The sequence below is a fragment of the Acidovorax sp. FG60 genome (assembly GCF_057808995.1).
Window position 1 is genome coordinate 22082 of the sequence record NZ_JBMDJC010000019.1, and the last position, 17966, is coordinate 40047.

Here is a 17966-nt window from a genome sequence, read left to right on the forward strand (position 1 = left end):
GTCATGTCGAAACCCAAGCGCACACTTCGCGAGCTTCTCCCTGTCATCGAGTTCGGCGGGCGAGAAGACCTGCTGACGGCAGGATCTATCGCTGCGGGACTGACCCTGGCCAATCCCGGAATCGCATCACTCGCCAGCAGCTTTGTGAGCAGCCTCTCAGCAAGTGCCCCGATTGCGTCGGCTATTTCCTCCGGTGTGATTGGAGCATCGGCAATGGGCCTCTCAGCGGCTGGGGCATGGCGGCTGGGGCGGACCATGCGCGAAGTCGCGCTGTCGCCAAGACGGGCGCACGAGTCCAAGGTGAATATCCTTTCGGATGTAGATCTGCCCTCCCCCGCACGATGGAACGACTGGGACGGGATGATGCTTGGCTATGACGTCGTCACTGGCCGGCCTGTGACCGTGGACTGGGAGCACTGGATGCGACATGCGCTCATTGCAGGGCAATCAGGTGTCGGGAAGACCGTCCTTGCCGAGTGGGTCACACTCCAGCAGATAGCGCGTGGTGGCGGCGTTGTCTTCGTGGACGGAAAGATTGACTCGGACAATCTCCAGAAGATCTATGCGATGGCCTGCTGGGCCGGACGAGCGGCGGACCTACGCGTCATCCATGCTGGAGACCCGAACCTGTCCAACACTTACAACCCGGTCCTGTTTGGGGACCCGGACGAGATCGCCTCCCGCGTCCTGTCGCTCATCCCCGCGAGCGAGGGAAGCCCTGGCACCGACTACTATCGCCAGGCTGCGAATCAGGCCATCGCGACCCTCGTGAATGCTTTCAATGACATTCCGGCAAACCAGCACATAGCCGGCATGCGGGGAATCGGGTACAACTTTCTGGACCTTGCCATTGCATTGCAATCGCCCGCGGCCATGATGCACCTCGAGCGCCAAGTGAACCTGGACTCCGAAGGCGGGCGGATGTTCAAGCTCTGGCTAGACCAGTTCAAGGTCGCCTCGCGAGAGGCTGGCGGCAATCCGACCCTCGACATGAAGAAGATGCGCGATCTATTCGGCGGGATTGGCGGTCGTCTCTATGGCTTCGGGACTGGCAGCTTTGGGCAGTTCACGAACACCTATAGTCCGGAGTGCAACCTGTTCGAAGACATCATGGCGAACAGGATCATCTACGTCGCCCTCCCCACGATGGGAAAGGCCGAAGCGGCGTCGAACTTCGGGAAGATGTTCACCGGGGACTATCGGACCGCCATCAGCTGGATCCAGCAGCTTCCGAAGCATATGCGACCATGGCCCCCTACTCTTGGTCTCTTCGACGAGGCGGGGAGCTACGCCACGCAATCGTGGGCTCGGATGTTCGAGCAAGGTCGATCCGCGCATCAAGCCCTGGTCCCAGCCATTCAGACCATTGCGAACCTGGATTCCGTGAGCCCGGAGTTCCGCTCGATGGTCGTCGGGAACACCTGGACGAAGATCTTCTTCAAGCTCGGTGAAGAGGAGACTGTCGCGGCTGGTTCGGCAATGTTCGGAGAGGAGGAAGCAATGGCCTACAGCGTGAGCAGCAGCCGGTCGTCGGCGACAGGCGCGAGCGAAGGTCAGCTTTCCACGGCGAATCGCACCCGCTCGGACGGCATGGGCATCACGAAGCGCTCCGAGCGTGTACCTCGGGTCCACCCGACGACCTTTCAGAAGTTGGGCAAGGGCGAGGCACTCGTCCTGTATGGCAACTCGCAGATCTACCACATCAAGATTCCCAAGTTCGACTTCACGGCAGACTTCTACAAATCCATCGGGCAGTACGCGGTGAACCGCCTCGCGACTCCTACGGTCAAGGGACTGGACTTCTACAAGAACCCACAGCGGTGGACCTCTTCCGAGAGCCAAGGGGGTACCTCCTCGCGTGGCGCCGGGCGCGGCCTTAGTCCTCTGTAAGGAGCAAGAATGCTGCGAGCCTTGCTCTCCGTTTTCATTGGCTGGAACATCATCGCGCTGGCTGCCGGCTCCCTCTTCTCTGATCAGCCACTGGACATCATCTACTCCCTGGTGCTCTTCTTGATGGTGATGGCCGCGGCGGGCGCGTTCGCGGCCCTCTCGTTCACCGATTTCGACCTATTCGACTCCGAGTGGAAGGGGCTACTTGGAAGGGCAGCGGGCCAGACGCGCTTCGAAATCAAGAACTCGATGGGTGCCTTGCCGACAGTACGGTTCTACCTAGCGGCCACTCCGGGAACGCCGGCTCAAGAGCTGTGTGTCAAGCGCGCTCGGATCGGCGACATGACAATGTGGTGGGACCCGCAGCTGAGGGGATGGTGGAACCGATATAGGGCGTCGCACCCCGACCATGCTGCGGTCATGACGGCCTGTGCCGAGTTCCTCCAGGCAAATCGGTCCGTGCCAGCAACGTTCCATCCTCAAGGCCACGGGGGAGCCAGTCTTATCGACCACTCGCAGAACGTGGTTCTGATGATGCACCGTCATTGCGCGGAATGGAGATACACGGGGCACCACAACAAGGCAGGGGCAAAGATGTTCGAGCTTCTGGATCGGTCCAAGCCTTCTCACGCGTTCGACGCTGACGACCCGCTGCCACCCCTCGCTGCATTCGCGCACGACATAGGTAAAGCGATCTGCTACCAAGAGGGAAAGGCTGGTGTCTGGACCGAAGTGCATGCGGACCATGACACCATCGGCGCGCGAATTCTGAGGATGCTTCCAGAATGCGAGCGATTGGACACGGCGGAACTGATGCGGCTCCTCATCGCAGTGGGCTATTACCACAAGATCTCCCGCATTCCCGGGACGCCGAGAATCGACGATCGAGCCCGAAGCCTCACTGAACTCCTCTATCGCGTCGACAACCTCACCGGGATTGAGGAGGCAAAGGGCCGTCTCATTGGCACAAGTGAGGACGCACAAGGGCCGGTTGACAATGCCGAGCCTGCCCTTTTGGGGAACGCACAGCCTGCGATTCCTGTTCCCTTTCAGACGCCCATGGATGAAGCCGAAGTCGCACAAAGTACCGTGCACGCTTGGGATCAGTCCACCGGTGTACAAGGCATTGCCGCGCCCGCCTCGATGCAGGATTTCGACACGGCCGCCATGGAGGAGCCTGACCGTGCGGAGTTGTGGGGCGAGCTCGCCGGCCGGGAAGTGGAGCCAGAAGTCTCCTATCGAGCCGGGCCGCAACGACAAGCAGGACCGCCACCGCAACACGCCGAGTCGATCTCCAACACGTTGAGCTCCTGGGAGGCTCCTAGCATGGACCATGGGCTTCGATTTGAAGCTCTGCTCGCTCTTCTGCAGGGGGCGCAACATGGAAGCGGCAATCCCAGGGGACGAGGTCTGGCGTATCGGTTCGGAGACTGGGCCTATCTGATGATGGACGAAATCATCGCGGGCCTTCAGGCGAACGGCTACCCTGTGCCCGAAGAACTGCTCCACAGCGCGGACTGTGCCTCGATCTTCGAGCAGAGCATTTGCCGCGTCCTGGAAGACAAACAGGCACTGTTCCGCCTGCACGCGGGGAAATACTATCCGCCATCTGCGTCCATCTTCCTCGTGAAGAAGGAGCCCTCTGCGAGTGTTGCACGGCGGGCGATCATCGCCCTGGCCACGAGCATCGACGTGGAACACTCCGAAGAGGCCAAGCGCCCATCGTTTATCGCGGAGCCAGTGTTCCCGTCCCAAGGTGAATCGCACGATCAGCTTGTGCAGAGGGCACTCGTGAAGAGGCAGGCGACCGTCGGAAAGAGTCCCTCAAAGAAGAAGGATCTGGGCGGCCCACTAGGCGATCCGCTAGCGTTTGACGCATCGCTGCTATTCGCCTGGCAGACGTCGAACCCGGGCTCGAATCCGATGGTTCGGACAGACATGGGCTCGTTGTTCCTTGTCGAGGCGGTGGAGGCAATGAACATGTTGCCGCCCCAAAGGTCGAGCCTTGCTGAGCATGAAGGACGCAGCTACTACCTGGTGCCAAAATCCCCCAGCCGACGCCGATAAGGTGCAAGCTGGGATCCGAGAATGAAAAAAGCCACCCGAAGGTGGCTTTTTGTATTGCGCGATCAGAACTTGTCACGCAGGGAGCGCTTCTAGCGTGCTCGATTCGGACTCTTCGTCCGTGGTGTGACGGGCGATGATCGACTTGTCGATGCCTCGCTCTGTCCACCACCGCTTGTAGGCAGGGGTACCCCGCCGCGTCACCACCGAGAAGTAGGGCCCTACCAGTTGGTCCAGGCCCAGGCTGGACATGAGCACCTTGGCCTCTTCCTGCACCGGTTTGAGCTGCGTTTCCGCCTCCGCCAGCCGCTTCACCTGGCCATGGTACATACCAATCGCGTCCTTCAGAGGCACATCCAAAGGCTTGGCACGTGAACAGTTAAAGGCGAGTACCGGCTTGCTCCGGTATCTGTCGATCTCGTCCTCCGTGGCGCCCACTTCCTCGATGATCGCGCGCCAGTCCGTCTTTGGCTTCGGCGCAACCTGCTTCAGCTGGAAGCCGTCTACGCGATGCCCCTCCGACATGGCTTGGACTAGAGTTTGCTTCGAACCAAGGACCAACTCTTCTGCGGCAAGCTTCTCTCGGATGAGAGGTTCGATCTTCTCGATGAACTCCATGAACCGGGGGCCTCCCGCCGGCGCCACGTTCTTGCGCAACGAGTCGATGAATCGCTCCTCGGCCGCAAGCAACTTTCGCGCAAGGAACTGGAGCTGCCCAGAGTAGTAGGTCACCGTGGCGATGTCCTCGAGCTCGGGATGACCAGCGCAGAAATAGCCTACGAGATCGGGCCTCCAGGTGTCAGGGTGGCCGTGGTAGACCAAGAACTGATGTGCCAGCTGCGGTGTGTAGTACTCCGGGATTTCCTGAAGCAATGCGCGCTGGTAGCACTTCTCGCTGCCCTTGATCTCGGTGATTCGGTCGTCGAAGGAAACACCATCGAACGACGAACGGATCCGCCGGTTGAACTCGCACTCTCCGAACGATGGCATCAGCGGAATGCCTGTCCGCCTTTCGAAGCGTTCACGGATTATTGGCTCAAGCTCAGTGCCCCGCCGCATTGCCTCATTGGTCTGCACCTTGAAGCAGTCATAGCCGCGCTTTTCGAAGAACAGCGCGTTGATGTGTCGGACCCACGAAGGGGGTTCGACCAGGCCTTCGGCGGCTGCGATGATGATTGCATCAGAGCCGCCTATCCCACGCTGGCGCCACTTGTGCCATTCGGCGGTGTCAGGTGTGCCGGACTGCGCCTTGAAGTTTACGTAGATCATGAATTCTCCTGTTTATGAACCCGGCCTCGCCGGTACAGGGAGAATTGACGACCCGCGGCTAGTAACCGCCCCTACGGCTGCCGCGTTGCCGCATCGATTGCCGCGACTCGTTGCATGACCTCATCAGGAATGCGCTGAACACACGCATGCTCGTAGGAGATGTAGGTGGCCTTCTTGACCCCGAGCGCTGCGGCCATCTCGGCCTGTGTCAAGCCATGGCGCTTGCGGACGGCCTTGAAGACCTCCGCCTGGTCCTTGCTGCCGCTCCCATACTGATTGCGCACCCGGCCTGCGGCCGCGCGCGCGACGTCTTCTTGGGCGAGCGTCTCGAAGTCCAGGTCCCCGCCAGCTGCCGCCCGCACGCTATCGCAAAGTGTCGCGAACGCCCTACTTGAGTCCAGGTGCTGTTCCACCTCCACTGCCACGTCATCCCGCGCAGGCAAGGCGTCCAGGACGTGTGCGTGATCACCTTCGGGATCGTCTCGGACGACCGGGCGGTGTTCATCGTACTTTCGACGGAGTGCGCCAGCAATGAGAAATGCGCAGCGATATGCAAGGCCGGCAAGGGGGCGATCGTCGATTTCGTGCTTGCTCAGCTCGATCCAGGTGTCTTGCTCCACGTCGTCTACGTGGTGCATCGCGCCGCGCTTGTAGCAAGCCAGCTGTACCGATCGGCGGACGGCAGCCCGTATAGCCGGGTCGCGGCTCAGGTGAAAAGCATTGGCCATGTGAACACACGTCGCTTGGCGATAGAGAGCTGTGTAGGGTTGGCGCCGATGAGAAAGCAGCGCATGGCATCGCCTGTCCCCGTGACACCCACAACACCCCGCGCAATCATCTCGTCGAGAAGCTGCGGAGCCTGGCCATGGTTTCGACACGCTTCGACCGCTTCGGCAAACGGCATCCCGGGGTATTGCCAGAGATCCGCGGCGACCTGCTCCGCTTTCCGGTACTGAGGGAACGCATGGAACACCATGTCGCCGATTTCCGCAGGGATTCGATCTGAGAGCAAAGGGAGGCTTCGGTGAAGCGGCGCATCTCGCAGCCAGAGTTCATACATAGTGCGCAGCTGGACGACCTCAGGCCTGCAGCTCAATGCTTCGCAGGAGAGGTGGAAAGACACCCCCTTCGCGTCTTTTGCCCCGTTGACAAACAGCCATTGCACCGCCCTCCAGCGGGATTCCTGGCTGGAGCCTTTGGAGGTGAGCACCTTGATGTGCCTTTTGAGCCTCATGACGATCCAACGCGTCTCGGGCTCGTAGTCCTCGTCTGTTACCTCTGGCGTCTGGCGGTCATCTTCAGCGGCGTCAGCAACCCGGTCGAACAATTCGGCCATCTCGCTGTCAGCTGGCGTGAGCGTGTTCTCGAACGCGAACGGATCGAAATCCTCAGGCACCGCCTCGTCATCGAACTCCGACAGTTCGTCGAGATCTTCGGGCCCTCCAGACGTGGACAAATCCATGGAAAACCTCAGCCAGCGTTGTCGAGGGCCTCGTCACTACCTCCAGTCGGGCCGCCTTCGACCGGCGCCGTGTCCGGGGATTGTTTGGCGACCGCCTCCCTGCGACGCAACATTTCGTCGCGGTACGTGGTGATCCAACCAGGCACGGAAAGAATGTCCTGCCCCTGATTGGCACGCTGCAGCAGGTCCGTCTCGATGTAGACAACGTCGCTGATGATGCCCTGGCCGTCAGGGGCGGGAACGATCTTGCGACGCAGCCTGCCCGCGACCTTGATAGCCACTCCGGGGTGCTTTACCCGCTCGAGTTGGGGTCGAACTTGCGAACCCACCAGGCGAATGGGAAGCGACTTGTCCCGTTCTTCGTGCTGGCGAATGTCGACTCGCCCATGGCCATGCTCTTGGTACTCGTTCGGCGGCACGTAGGAACGGCGATCGACGAAGCCTGCAATCATCACTCGGTTGCCGTTGTTGTCCAGCGCGCCTGTCCGGTTGCTACCGCGCGTCATTTCGTACATTTCAATGATGGCCGAGATCGCCTCGTCTTGACTGTTTTCCTCCTTGAGGAGATCCAAGAACTCCTTCTTGATCGAACCATCGCGGTGGTACGGAAGCTTGATCTCGCCCATCAAATGCTCCAGCTTCTCGGAAGAGATTTTGTTTCGGAAGCCAAGCAGGAAGTTGCTCATCGGTGGCATGGTCAGCACCGACGGATCGCTGACCGAGACCACGACCGGCTTAACGCTCGTGCCCGAGTCGGTGATGTGGGAGTAGCAGTGGACCACCACCGTTTTGATGGAATTGCGCGGCGGCATCCGGTAGCCCAGGTTCGGCAGGAAGACTGGGATGTCGAGCTGCTCGTTGCCAGTCTGGCGGACATAGAAGCGGTCGCGCTCTTCGGTGATGACGATGGCACCTGTCAGGTAGCCAATGTTGAGCATTGCATTGACGAAGCGAAAGTTTGCGTTGGCACCGGCCATGTTGGCTCCTCGGAAGAAGAAGGCGTTATTAGTACGCAAATTGTACCAAAGAGGACTCAGGCCGAAAACAATTAGTGATAACAATTTTGCAACGCTTGCACCAAAGAAAAAGGCCCGCGCAGGGCGGGCCTTTTTTGGTGTGATGCAAGCTGGTCATGGGCTTGGGGCCCCTCTCAGGGTCTTGAGGTAGTCATTCCAGTCGTTCCCGGCGGGTGCGGGATCGTCGATGACATTCAGTTCAAGGGTTGCCAGCTCCCCAGAGATCTTCGCCATCGCGTCCCTGCCTGGTTCATCGTTGTCCAGGCCGGTGTGGAATGTCGAGTATCCGTGTGCTTTCATGCTCGAAAACCATTCAACCTGCCATGAATTAGTCCCAGGAATACCCATGATCGATCTCGTTTCACCGAGCTCAATACAGGACAGGACGTCAATTAGGCCTTCGACAATTTTGACCTCCTTTTCCGCCTTGATGAAGTATGGATAATTCAGAGAACCAAATCTCAGTGCCTTTTTAAAGGTTTCTGATTCTTCGACCATTCTGAACTCTACCGCACAATCCTTAGGCAATATACCCACGACGGGTCTGAAGGCCGCCGCAGGCCATTTCTTTGGCGCTGTCAGTAATCCGCAGTTCTCGGCTACATCTTGACCGCCAAGCACTTCGAAGATCATCTTTCTAGCAAGATGCACGTCACTCGGGAGAAATCGCAATTGGTCTGCCTCCACCATCTTCTCAATGGAGGCCGAAGAAATGCAACGTCCCCGCAGATATGCGAATACCTTGTCGTCCGGATGTTTCGATAGGCCCTCTCGAAGCAGTTGGATATGCGAGCGAGACATCGCGCTGCTCGGCCGAGATGGCCGTTGCGGTGGACAGGGCTCTTTCGCGTCCGAGGGCGCGAACCGTCCCCCATTGCGCGTTCGGGCGAACGCATCTGCCGTTGAGCAGCCGGTGGCCGCTACGATGAAATCCACAATGTCACCATGACTGCCGCATGCCTGGCATTTCCAACGCTCCTTATCATCCTTCCCAAAAAAGATGCAGAAGCGATTTGAGTGCGGGGTTCCGATGCCACAAGTTGGGCACCGCGGCCCCCCGAACGTGCGTCCTTGCTTTCGAACGGGATAGCTGAGATCCAGCGCTGTTTGTACGAGTGACATGGAGCCCTCCGTTGTTGATACAGCACTACTTGCGCTCAGTGCGCGGATAACTGCCCGGGAGAGATCGCGAGGTCTTCGACGTTTCCGCCATTGTTGCGGTAGGCAATGAACCACTCAGGCCTCTTTCCGGCACCAGACCACGTGATACTCGCGTCCAGAGGATGACGATAACGAGGCTCGCCCTTCGACTTGCGTCTATTGGCTGGGATCGCGAGAACCCGGGAGAACATGATCTCCTTTTCCCAGGGTTTGACGATCTCTAGGATCACCTCGGCGAGCGGGCGCTTTCGTAGTCTAGACAATTCGGCGATGGATTCGCGAATGGAGTCGTACGACTCCTTCACGCGCTGATCGACTTCTTTTCGCACCCCCTCCATTCGGTCCATTGCGGCTTCCAGATCGCCCAGTGGCTCAGGGATACTGTCATTTGCTGGTTTGCTTCCTTGCATTTCCGGCTTAAACTCCATTAATACTCGTGCGGTGCTACAATTCAAGATCGGGAGTAATAATCTTGGCTGCAAAACCTTTCCTGTTCGCACTGTGTGCACTTGGGCCGTCCGTATCGATGGCTTCCCAGTCCCCGGATTCCACGAGCAACGCCGTTTTGGTAACTGTGCTCATTTTTTTCGGCATTCTGGTTTTGGTGTCTGAGAAGCTGAGGACATTTGCGGCCTGGTTGGTGGTGAAACCTTTCATTTCTTTTGGTAAGGCCCATGTTTCGCTGGCGAAACATTTGTTGCCGAAGGATGTTGTGTTTCCTGACGTGGCCAAGCGGACTGCCACGGATCAAACCCCTTGACAGCGGCCTGTCTAGGCTGCGTCCAACTCGATCTTGAAGGGACGCATCCGCCCACTCGGGGTGCCTGCCACCCCGTAGACGTCTGATTCACTGAGGGACCTGACGGACGTTGCGAATCCCGTGACCTTCCCGTTGGCGTAGCGTGCTTCAAGGACCTGCGCAACGCACCGATTCGCCGCCTCGAAGTCTAGGTCATGGAACAGTGTCATCCCGAAGTCGTCGACCATCAGGAAGTCATACTCCGAGAGGAGCGACATGAGGCTGCTGCCTTGGTGGGACTCTTCCGCGAGAAGCGCCTGAACCATGTCGTACGCCGTGACGTAGATTGCTGATAGCCCTGCAAGGCCCATCTCGCGCACTAGAGCGATGGATGTATGCGTTTTCCCATGGCCGTGCTCTGCGACCAGCACCAGATCGCAGTCGGTGAGGTGTTTGCTGACCTGAAGTACATATCGATCCAGGAGTCGCGCGGCTCCCGGGAAGAACGAGGCCACGCTTCGGACGTTGGCTTGCGCATACCTGGCCGGTGGGTTCGTGCCCATCAACCCCGCGTTGAGAAACAAAACCGACCGGACTGCTGAAAGATCTGACACTCCCGACCCCTCGTGAAAACAAATGGTACCGCAAATGATACCATTTGTTATAGATCACAAGGTGGCTTGCGTATCAAATAATGCTGCTTAGGGCTTTGTTTGTTACGTTTTTGCTGCGCAGAGTTGGAACTGCTGCAGCACGGCCTTGCCGAGCGCGGTGCCAGAGCTCGGAGTCGCCTCCAGCAGGTCTGCAAGCCCTGTCAAGCCCTCCATCCCACCCGAGAAGAGCCAATTCCGCATGTCGTAGAGAGCATCGCGAGCCTCTTCAATCGACTCAAAAACCAGAACGGTGTCAAGTCTTTCGCTAAGCCATGACAGCGTGGCCTCGTACTCGTTGATGGGTTCAATCGAGTAGCTGCCGTCATCCTTTGTATAGGCATCGGCGCGATAGAGCTTCGCATGCATTCCCTGGTCCATCAGCACTTCGTAGAGCCATTCCTGCTCAGTACCAATGAGCTCGCTTGGAGCTGGGTTGCCGAGGCGCCCGAGCAATTCCTTAGCTGTGATTCGCTCGAACATCACACGATCAGTCACGTGGCAAATCGTCTTGCGCTCCAGTTGGACCTGGGCAACGAACGATTCCATATCTGGCGCAGACCAGCACTTCGGCAATCCCTTTTTTGGTACCTCAACAACGTAGAGCATGCGTCCCTCGAAGCAAACGAAATGAGAATTATTGGTTATTGTCACTAATTGTAGCAGTCAATGCTTTCTCATTCGTCTACAAAGGTGTAACAATACATTGTCATCTGCCAAGGTGTTGACCACGAGCAGGATCGCAGGCTAGCTCCAATTGTTCCAGGGTGATCCGGCCCTCACGGGAACTGGTGGCAAAGACAATACGCTGTACCACGTCGGCGCTTGGGGACAGCATGTAGACAGCGCCTGCCGCCCGAGCAATTGCAATGGCCGGGCGCCGCAGTGTGGCAGAGACCGCCATCGCGTTTGCGAGTGCCCGCCACATCTCCCTCGAGCTGAACTGGGCCGTCCAAAGATCGGATGTGTGCTCAGGGCCATGGCCGCTGTCTGAAAGGACGATGAGGCCATCACCCAGCTCAAACAAGGCCTCTGGATCTGCCCGCCAAGCTCCAAGGCTGGCACTCTCGCCAGAAAGCGACAGCTGCACTGGCAGGCGGCCAATGAACATCGGGAGCTCGCGCCTCACTGGAGGGAAGCCGGCAAACGCTCGTGGCGAGTGAAAGGCAGCCTGGACTCGAACACCAAGGCGATCGGCAGTTGCGTCCCATCGGATCGGGCTTGCTTTCAAGGTGCCCCCCCTGCCCGTTCACGCTCCTGGGCACGCTTGATCGCGGCGCGGATAACTTCGGCCGTCCGGAGCATCGACTCATCGGCCAATTCTCGCGAAGCTGCGGGTAGAACGAAAGCCTCGTTGTTGCGCGCCGCGCTGGCTTCGCTTGCCTGTTCCGCGTGCAGATGCTCGACGTTCCGCACCTGGCGGCTGTCACCGTCAATCAGCGGCTCACCGGCCGGCGTAAGCACGGCGAGGCCGATCGCGCCGATGGCCACGCCCACCATCGCGCTCACGCCGGCGGCCACGGATGCGCGCCAGGTTGTGCCAGTTTTCAGTCCAGGGCTAACAGCCTTCAAGTCATCCGCAGGCTCAGGCGCGGTTTTGGTGTCGCGCCGCGGAAGCTCAAACGGAATCCATCCTCCGGGCCCGCCAAGGTCCAGCTCTGTCCCAATCGCAATCATTCAGCACCTTTGATTTGTTACTTCATGCAATTCTATTTGTTGCGCGCAGTTATCTCAAAGTCTCCTGCAAGTGTGGCTGTACTGCTTGCGCAGGTTTTTCTGGAGATTCCAATGAAGTTCTATACCGTGGTTGCACAAGATGGCCTCACCTATGTGGAACCGTTCGTTCGCTCGCCCGCGTCATCGCTTTCCGTCGTGCGGGCCTCAGCCCATCATTTCGCTCACCAGGTCGCCAGTGGGTGCCGATCATTCTGGAATTGGTGCTGATGCAGTACCGCAGTAGCGCTACAAGGCCAGCATGCGCGCCAGCTGTTCCGCCTGATGGTGGTTTCGTCGACCTCTACAGCTCTCTTGAGGGGTTTGATGGTGACGTCGAGCGCCTTTCGTACGTATCGCATAATTGCTATCGCGGCCAGACCATCTTGCCGGTTGAGGATGTGCCCTTCTAGGAGGGTTGATTTGACGCCCCATAGCGGCCGCCGTCGAACCGATTGCACCAAATGGTGTATTCCATCCCAAATGCCGGCAGTAACAACTGTCGGCATTTTTTATGCGCAAAACGTTTTTCGTCCTGGCTCTGTGCGTTGCTTTGGCCAACTGCGCGGGCTCACCCAACAATCGCTCGCGTTACGGAACAATCAAGGAGGTGACCCTGGAGAAGGTGTACACGCGAGGCGCGTCAACCGGCGCTATGGTCGGTACGGCAGTCGGGATGCTATCCGGCAGCCTGACCGGTGCCACTACCGGGTATGCCGCCGGCCTGGCAGTGGATGACGCCGCGAAGGATGTCGTCTACGACTACGACGCTTGGAACGTCCTGGTCGAGCTTGACAATGGAGAGGTTCTCAGGATCGGCAGCCGCAAATACTACGGAAGCCATTTCGAGGCCGGACAACGCATTGAGATCTATTCACCCATTGCGGTCGACGGCAGTGCACTCTTCAGGCCGGCAAAGTAGTCTGTGTTACTCAGGGTGTCCAAGCGCTACTAGGTCCTTCCCGGCCAGGTCACTCGGAGGGCCACCCTCCCCTGCCCGGTAGCCCGATAGAGGATGCGCCCTCAGTCCTGATGAACACTCAGCTCTAGTCGAGTTAGTTCGCCGCGTATGTCCGTGCCGGCGAGAGCGCGCAGCTGGTCATAGCGCCCAGCAGGAAGCGCTGCCGGCGGGTAGGCCGTCCAATCAACCGGCGGCATCGTTTTCTCGAAGGCCGTGGCGCTTTGCTCTACCTCGAACTCAATCGTTTGCTTCTTTTCGCATGCATTGAGGATTGCCGCGCTTGTGGAGCGAGAAAAGCAGATAGTTGACATTCGAGTTCCTGAGCTGGCCGCGAAAATTGCTAGCGCCGCGCTTCCTGTCGCCACGCTTCGAACTCGGCCGGATCGATAGCGGTCACGCGGAGCTTTCGGCGCTGCCAGGCACCGAAGTTTGCTCGTTCGATCGTGTCCTTGAACTCGCCTTTTTCCGGTGCGAACGACGAGATAGAGTGTTTGTCTGAGTCTGCAGCAAACTGGTGTACCAATGCGACCTTCTCTTCGAGTGTGAGCGCCTTGATCGCGTCGGAGGTCTTCTTTCGCAAAAAGTCCTCCTGGAGGCTTTTTAGGCGATCGCCCTTCCCTATCCCATTCGCGGGCGGAAGGCTCTTGTCAACCGGGGTCGAAGGCTTCTGCTCCTCTTGCTGCAAGCGGGCCTGCAGGTCAGCACCCCAGTCGTCGGTGATGGCTCGCCTGTAGATCGCTCCTATGTTAGGGGAGGCGCCCTCCTCGCGTTTGGACGCGACGTACTCATTTGCGCGCTGAATGCTCAGAGCGACGGCCTCTGGCGCTCGGTCGCGCAGGTACTCCATCTGCAGCTGCGCGCTTATCTTGATCTGGGCTTCGCTAAATGCTCCAGACGACTCAGCGGAAAGTGCAAGCTGGTCCTTTTGCGCCACCGAGAACCAGAGACCAAGGACCTTGCGCCCCTGAGTCTTGAAGTTCACCGAAACGGCTACATCGCTGATCTCCGACTCATTGATTTTCTTCACTGGACCATTGATCACCCATTGGTTCAGGCGCTTGAACTCGGTGTACTCAGTGGCGGCGATTCCCATGTAGTCGCGGTACTGTTCAAGCGTGAAGTACGGTGTGCGCTGGACCCCTACGTAATCCTTACAGAGCTTGTAGACGAGGGCGTCATACTTCCCGCTGTAAGAGTTGAAGATCGACCAGTTGAAGATGTGGAAGATCGAGCTGTAGCTGTCGAGGCTTTCGATCGAACGGCGGATTAGCTTGGGGAAGATCACCCCTACTCGGCTTGAGCTGACGAACCACTCTGAGATAAACCCCGCGCCCACCATCGCCGGGCTTCCATCCTTCTCGAGCAAATTGTAGTGAAGAGGCTCGATGCGAATTTGCTCCAGATCTCGCTTGAGCTCGGACGTCTTTGGCTCGTAGCCCAGGCGTTCTGCCAACGTGGAAGTGCTGATGTAGCAGGGCTCTCCATCGACCAGTGCCCTTCCCGTTTGCTCAAAGAGCTCGCGGTAGCGCCTGATGAGCAAAAGCCAGAGCTTGTACTGGACCAGGGTAATGCTGTGCCGAACGTGAATAAATTCCTGGGGCGTGCGAAACACCGGCTGAGGCCTTTGTGCATCCGATATCAGTTCAAGCTGCATGCGATCAATGGTCTAGGTGGAGATGGTGCGCCACTAGACTATACGACATGTGCCGATCGGCACAAAGCAAAAATTCTTGCACCGGGGAGGGGGTTCTCTAGACCATAGCTCCGAGTTGCTCATAGGGGGGGTTCTCTAGACCATTCTTCGCCACCCCCAATCCCAGGGGTTTTTCTAGTCCATTGACACTGATCTGCGGCGCAAGGGGGATCTCTAGACCTTGGCTCTTAGTCATCTAGGCAGGGGGATTTCTAGACCATTCCAATCGCGGGCCGTTTGAGGTTGTCGAGCTATGGGCTGGGCACGCCATTGGTACTCCCGTGTGGTGCATGTTCAAGTTATCCACAGGTTTCAGGGGATCTCTAGGCGATAGGTGGGGGATTCACTAGACCATAGGGGGAGATCACTAGACCATCAGGACCTTGGGGGAGGGGGTTTTCTATACCTTTCTGGGGGGTTTTCCTAGTCCATGTGCACGCTAACTCATTGATTTTAAAAGAGAAAATAGGGTCCTAAAGATTGAAACTGCTTTTATTAAAAGAGTGCAGTAGTAAGGGCTGTGGATAAGTGACGGTCGCGCCATCCCTGAGCCTCGTTACTGCCCCCTTTTTCTGAAAAGAATACAAAAAACATCCAGATCGAGCGAAAACGTACTGTTTTTTGTTCAGAAACGATTCCAATCCGTTCAGTTCAGTTGCACAATTGGAGCATTCCACCAATTTTCGGATAGGAGTCGATTTTTGATACTGCTATCCATCCATCAATGCAGCAGCCCAACGAAAAGGTTCGAACATGAATACAGCAAGTAAGACGTCTAGAAAACTCTCTGCCAAACGTTCTTGGACTCTTCAAGATCTAGAGGACATTGAGGAGCGCGTTGGGCAGACCATCGACCTGGTTCGAGATGCGATGCTCGCACCCGATTCAGTCAAGTCTGCACCGACCTTTTCGAGTGCTCAGCTGCTGTCATTCTGCGGCATCGACAAGAGCAAGTTCAACTACAGGCTGAGCAAGGGCAACCTTCCAGATGGGATGCGTGGAGACGCAACTCGACGGAGGTTTACATTGTCTGAGCTTCAGCAATGGGTGAGAGCCTGTCGGCCGAATAAGCAGAGGCCTGTTGGGGCCCAGGGCTGCGTGATCTCTGTGGTGAATTTCAAGGGGGGCGTCGGGAAGACTTCCAACGCAGTTACGCTCGCGCAGGGTCTGAGTTTGCGTGGTCACAGCGTGCTGGTGATTGATATGGACGCTCAGGCTTCCATGACAAACCTGATGGGGGTTGTGGGCGACCAGGACGGCGGTGGAGATGACGACCGAACGGTGTTGCCACTACTGGTTGGCGCTGAACCAAATATCGACTACGCAGTGCAGACCAGCTATTGGGCTGGTATCGATGTGGTTGCCGCGGACCTGGGGTTGTACTCCGCAGAGTTTGCGCTGCCATCTAGGCAGAAGGACAACCCGAACTTCGAGTTTTGGCACGTGCTACGTGATGGGCTGCACACGGCACGGGAGAACTATGACGTCGTCATCATCGACACGCCACCTTCGCTGTCGTACACCACGGTGAACGCCATCTTGGCCAGTGACGGGCTGGTCATGCCCTTGCCGCCATCGCAACTTGACTTCCTTTCGTCGGCGCAGTTCTGGAGCCTTATTAACGATCTGCTCACTCAGCTGATTACGAAGCGTGGCGGCACGAAGGAATTTGCCTTTATCGACGTACTGCTTTCCAAAGTGGATACGAACGATCCATCTTGCAGTGTGGTGCGCGAGTGGATTCAGGCGGCGTACACAGATGCCGTGATACCTATTGAGATCCCTAAGACTACTGCGACCTCGTCTGCGAGTGCAGAATTCGGGACGATCTATGACCTCGACGTGTCGAAGGTGAACGCACGGACCTATCGTCGCGCGTTCGAGGCATACGAGCGCATGGCTGAATTGATCGAAGAGCAGATCATCACTTGGTGGTCACGTGAAGGAGCGCGGAAATGAGCTTGAAGGACAAGAAAGATCGCGTCGACTTTTCGTTGCTGGGGACGAAGCGCAACAGCAGTGAACGCAGGGCGGGTGCAGTGGTGTCGACGGTGGCTGATGATGCAGTGCCGACCGTGCCGAACCGGGAACCTCGCACTGCGATCGGTCTTCATGCAGCCAGCATTTACGGCGATTCCGAAATTCGGCGTGAGAACGATCTGCTCAAGCAGCAGGTTCGAGTGTTCGAGGGCGCGCTTCCAGTGAAGCATCTTGATCCCCTGAAAGTGAAGGGGAGCAAGTGGGCAAACCGTATGGAAGAGTCCTTTGCGTCTGCAGAATTTCGAGCTCTTGAAGAGGAGATCGTGGCGGCCGGCGGCAACGTTCAGCCGATCAAGGTACGCCCGATTGAAGGAACCGACGAGTTTGAGGTCGTGTTTGGACACCGGAGGCATCGCGCATGCCGGAACGCGGGGCTGCCCGTTCTAGCGATGATCGCGCCAATGGACGATGCCAGTCTGTTTGCCGAGATGGATCGGGAGAACCGGGAGCGCGCAGACCTTCGCCCGTTCGAGCAAGGCATGCAATACGCACGAGCACTAGAGGAAAAGCTCTTTCCGTCCATCCGCAAGATGGCTGAGAAGTTGGGCGTGGATGCATCGGGCGTGAGCAGGCTGATCGCGATGGTGGACCTGCCGCGCGAGATACTGAAGGCTTTCGCCTCCCCGCTTGACATCCAGTTTGACTGGGGAAACAAGCTGGCGATTGCGCACACGGCATCTGCCGACCGCGTACTGGAGGAGGCCAGGCGTATTGCTGATGAGCGTGAGCGCGGCGTCTCAATCCCTGCGGCGAAGGTTTTCAGCCGGCTGGTATCTGCATCGCCGACAGTGGCAGCAGCGCCGACTGAGTTGACTGGGACCGAAGGAAAGGCGGTTGTGAGGTATGGACGAGGAGGTTCAGCGAAGATCCATATCACCGGGCTTAGCAAGGCCAAGGTCGCTCAGCTGGACGGGCTGATTTCTAAATTTTTGGAGTCGGAAGGTTAGTCGAGCCGCACACAAACGAGCCCGCAGATGCGGGCTTTTTTTATGGCTTGGAGGTGGGCTGTATCGACTGGCAGCAGGTGTGGAGTGACTCCACACCCGGTGATTGGCGGAGGTCTGAACCTCGCGAGTTTTTCCCGATTCTGGGGTAACTGGCGGTCATGGCTTCGGAATGAGGACGTTCGATGGGAAGGTGTGGAGTGACTCCACACCTTGATGCGACCGGTGGGTCACCGTGGGATGCATTCAGGGGTGTGGAGTCACTCCACGCTTGGTTGTCCCCGAGGCCTTTGTTCCTTCCGCGGATGCACCGGAGTGGTGGAATGAGCAAAGGCTCTGCTTGCAGCGTTCGGCCTTAACTTTT

Annotated in this window: 17 protein-coding genes; 5 read left to right on the forward strand and 12 right to left on the reverse strand. The window is 58.0% G+C overall.

Features of this window, described 5'->3' with window-relative positions; all coding sequences use genetic code 11:
• The first annotated feature begins 3 nt into the window (after positions 1–3).
• A complete protein-coding gene (locus ACODS0_RS22000) occupies positions 4–1890 on the forward strand; it encodes a type IV secretory system conjugative DNA transfer family protein (RefSeq protein WP_121423102.1) in 1887 nt (628 codons plus the stop codon).
• 9 nt (positions 1891–1899) lie between these two features.
• Positions 1900–3957: an HD domain-containing protein gene (locus tag ACODS0_RS22005; RefSeq protein WP_488837158.1), complete on the forward strand. Its 2058-nt coding sequence runs from the start codon at positions 1900–1902 to the stop codon at positions 3955–3957.
• A gap of 72 nt (positions 3958–4029) precedes the next feature.
• On the opposite strand, the gene ACODS0_RS22010 is transcribed toward ACODS0_RS22005, so the two are convergent.
• The 10 genes from ACODS0_RS22010 to ACODS0_RS22055 form a co-directional block, all read right to left on the reverse strand.
• On the reverse strand, positions 4030–5223 hold the full coding sequence (locus ACODS0_RS22010) for a YqaJ viral recombinase family protein (RefSeq protein ID WP_488837160.1): 1194 nt from the start codon (positions 5221–5223) through the stop codon (positions 4030–4032).
• A gap of 71 nt (positions 5224–5294) precedes the next feature.
• Positions 5295–5861, reverse strand: coding sequence for a helix-turn-helix transcriptional regulator (locus ACODS0_RS22015; RefSeq protein ID WP_431153330.1), 567 nt, complete (start codon positions 5859–5861; stop codon positions 5295–5297).
• Between the two features lie 68 nt (positions 5862–5929).
• Positions 5930–6685, reverse strand: coding sequence for a hypothetical protein (locus ACODS0_RS22020; RefSeq protein ID WP_431153329.1), 756 nt, complete (start codon positions 6683–6685; stop codon positions 5930–5932).
• Positions 6686–6693: 8 nt separating this feature from the next.
• On the reverse strand, positions 6694–7662 hold the full coding sequence (locus tag ACODS0_RS22025; protein ID WP_431153328.1) for a hypothetical protein: 969 nt from the start codon (positions 7660–7662) through the stop codon (positions 6694–6696).
• A 153-nt stretch (positions 7663–7815) separates the two neighbouring features.
• Entirely contained in the window at positions 7816–8823 is a 1008-nt protein-coding gene (locus ACODS0_RS22030) for a toprim domain-containing protein (RefSeq protein ID WP_431153327.1), read from the reverse strand.
• Positions 8824–8858: 35 nt separating this feature from the next.
• Positions 8859–9290, reverse strand: a complete 432-nt coding sequence (locus ACODS0_RS22035; RefSeq protein WP_055400039.1) for an H-NS histone family protein — start codon at positions 9288–9290, stop codon at positions 8859–8861.
• A gap of 16 nt (positions 9291–9306) precedes the next feature.
• Complete coding sequence (locus ACODS0_RS22040) at positions 9307–9606, reverse strand: hypothetical protein (RefSeq protein ID WP_431153326.1); 300 nt, start codon at positions 9604–9606, stop codon at positions 9307–9309.
• A 27-nt stretch (positions 9607–9633) separates the two neighbouring features.
• Positions 9634–10215 carry an ATP-binding protein gene (locus tag ACODS0_RS22045; protein ID WP_431153325.1) on the reverse strand — a complete coding sequence of 194 codons (582 nt, stop codon included), beginning with the start codon at positions 10213–10215 and terminating at the stop codon, positions 9634–9636.
• Between the two features lie 102 nt (positions 10216–10317).
• A complete protein-coding gene (locus ACODS0_RS22050; RefSeq protein ID WP_431153324.1) occupies positions 10318–10860 on the reverse strand; it encodes a hypothetical protein in 543 nt (180 codons plus the stop codon).
• A 618-nt stretch (positions 10861–11478) separates the two neighbouring features.
• A complete protein-coding gene (locus ACODS0_RS22055) occupies positions 11479–11928 on the reverse strand; it encodes a hypothetical protein (protein ID WP_488837164.1) in 450 nt (149 codons plus the stop codon).
• A 550-nt stretch (positions 11929–12478) separates the two neighbouring features.
• Here ACODS0_RS22055 and ACODS0_RS22060 point away from each other — a divergent pair.
• Positions 12479–12886, forward strand: coding sequence for a hypothetical protein (locus tag ACODS0_RS22060; RefSeq protein ID WP_431153322.1), 408 nt, complete (start codon positions 12479–12481; stop codon positions 12884–12886).
• A 101-nt stretch (positions 12887–12987) separates the two neighbouring features.
• On the opposite strand, the gene ACODS0_RS22065 is transcribed toward ACODS0_RS22060, so the two are convergent.
• Positions 12988–13236, reverse strand: coding sequence for a hypothetical protein (locus ACODS0_RS22065; protein WP_488837166.1), 249 nt, complete (start codon positions 13234–13236; stop codon positions 12988–12990).
• A 29-nt stretch (positions 13237–13265) separates the two neighbouring features.
• A complete protein-coding gene (locus tag ACODS0_RS22070) occupies positions 13266–14579 on the reverse strand; it encodes a replication initiation protein (RefSeq protein ID WP_431153320.1) in 1314 nt (437 codons plus the stop codon).
• Positions 14580–15371: 792 nt separating this feature from the next.
• Between ACODS0_RS22070 and ACODS0_RS22075 the strand changes: the two genes are divergently transcribed.
• Both ACODS0_RS22075 and ACODS0_RS22080 read left to right on the forward strand, forming a co-directional pair.
• A complete protein-coding gene (locus ACODS0_RS22075; RefSeq protein ID WP_431153319.1) occupies positions 15372–16577 on the forward strand; it encodes an AAA family ATPase in 1206 nt (401 codons plus the stop codon).
• A complete protein-coding gene (locus tag ACODS0_RS22080; RefSeq protein WP_055397608.1) occupies positions 16574–17605 on the forward strand; it encodes a ParB/RepB/Spo0J family partition protein in 1032 nt (343 codons plus the stop codon). The genes ACODS0_RS22075 and ACODS0_RS22080 overlap by 4 nt, the downstream gene beginning before the upstream one ends.
• The last annotated feature ends 361 nt before the right edge of the window (positions 17606–17966 follow it).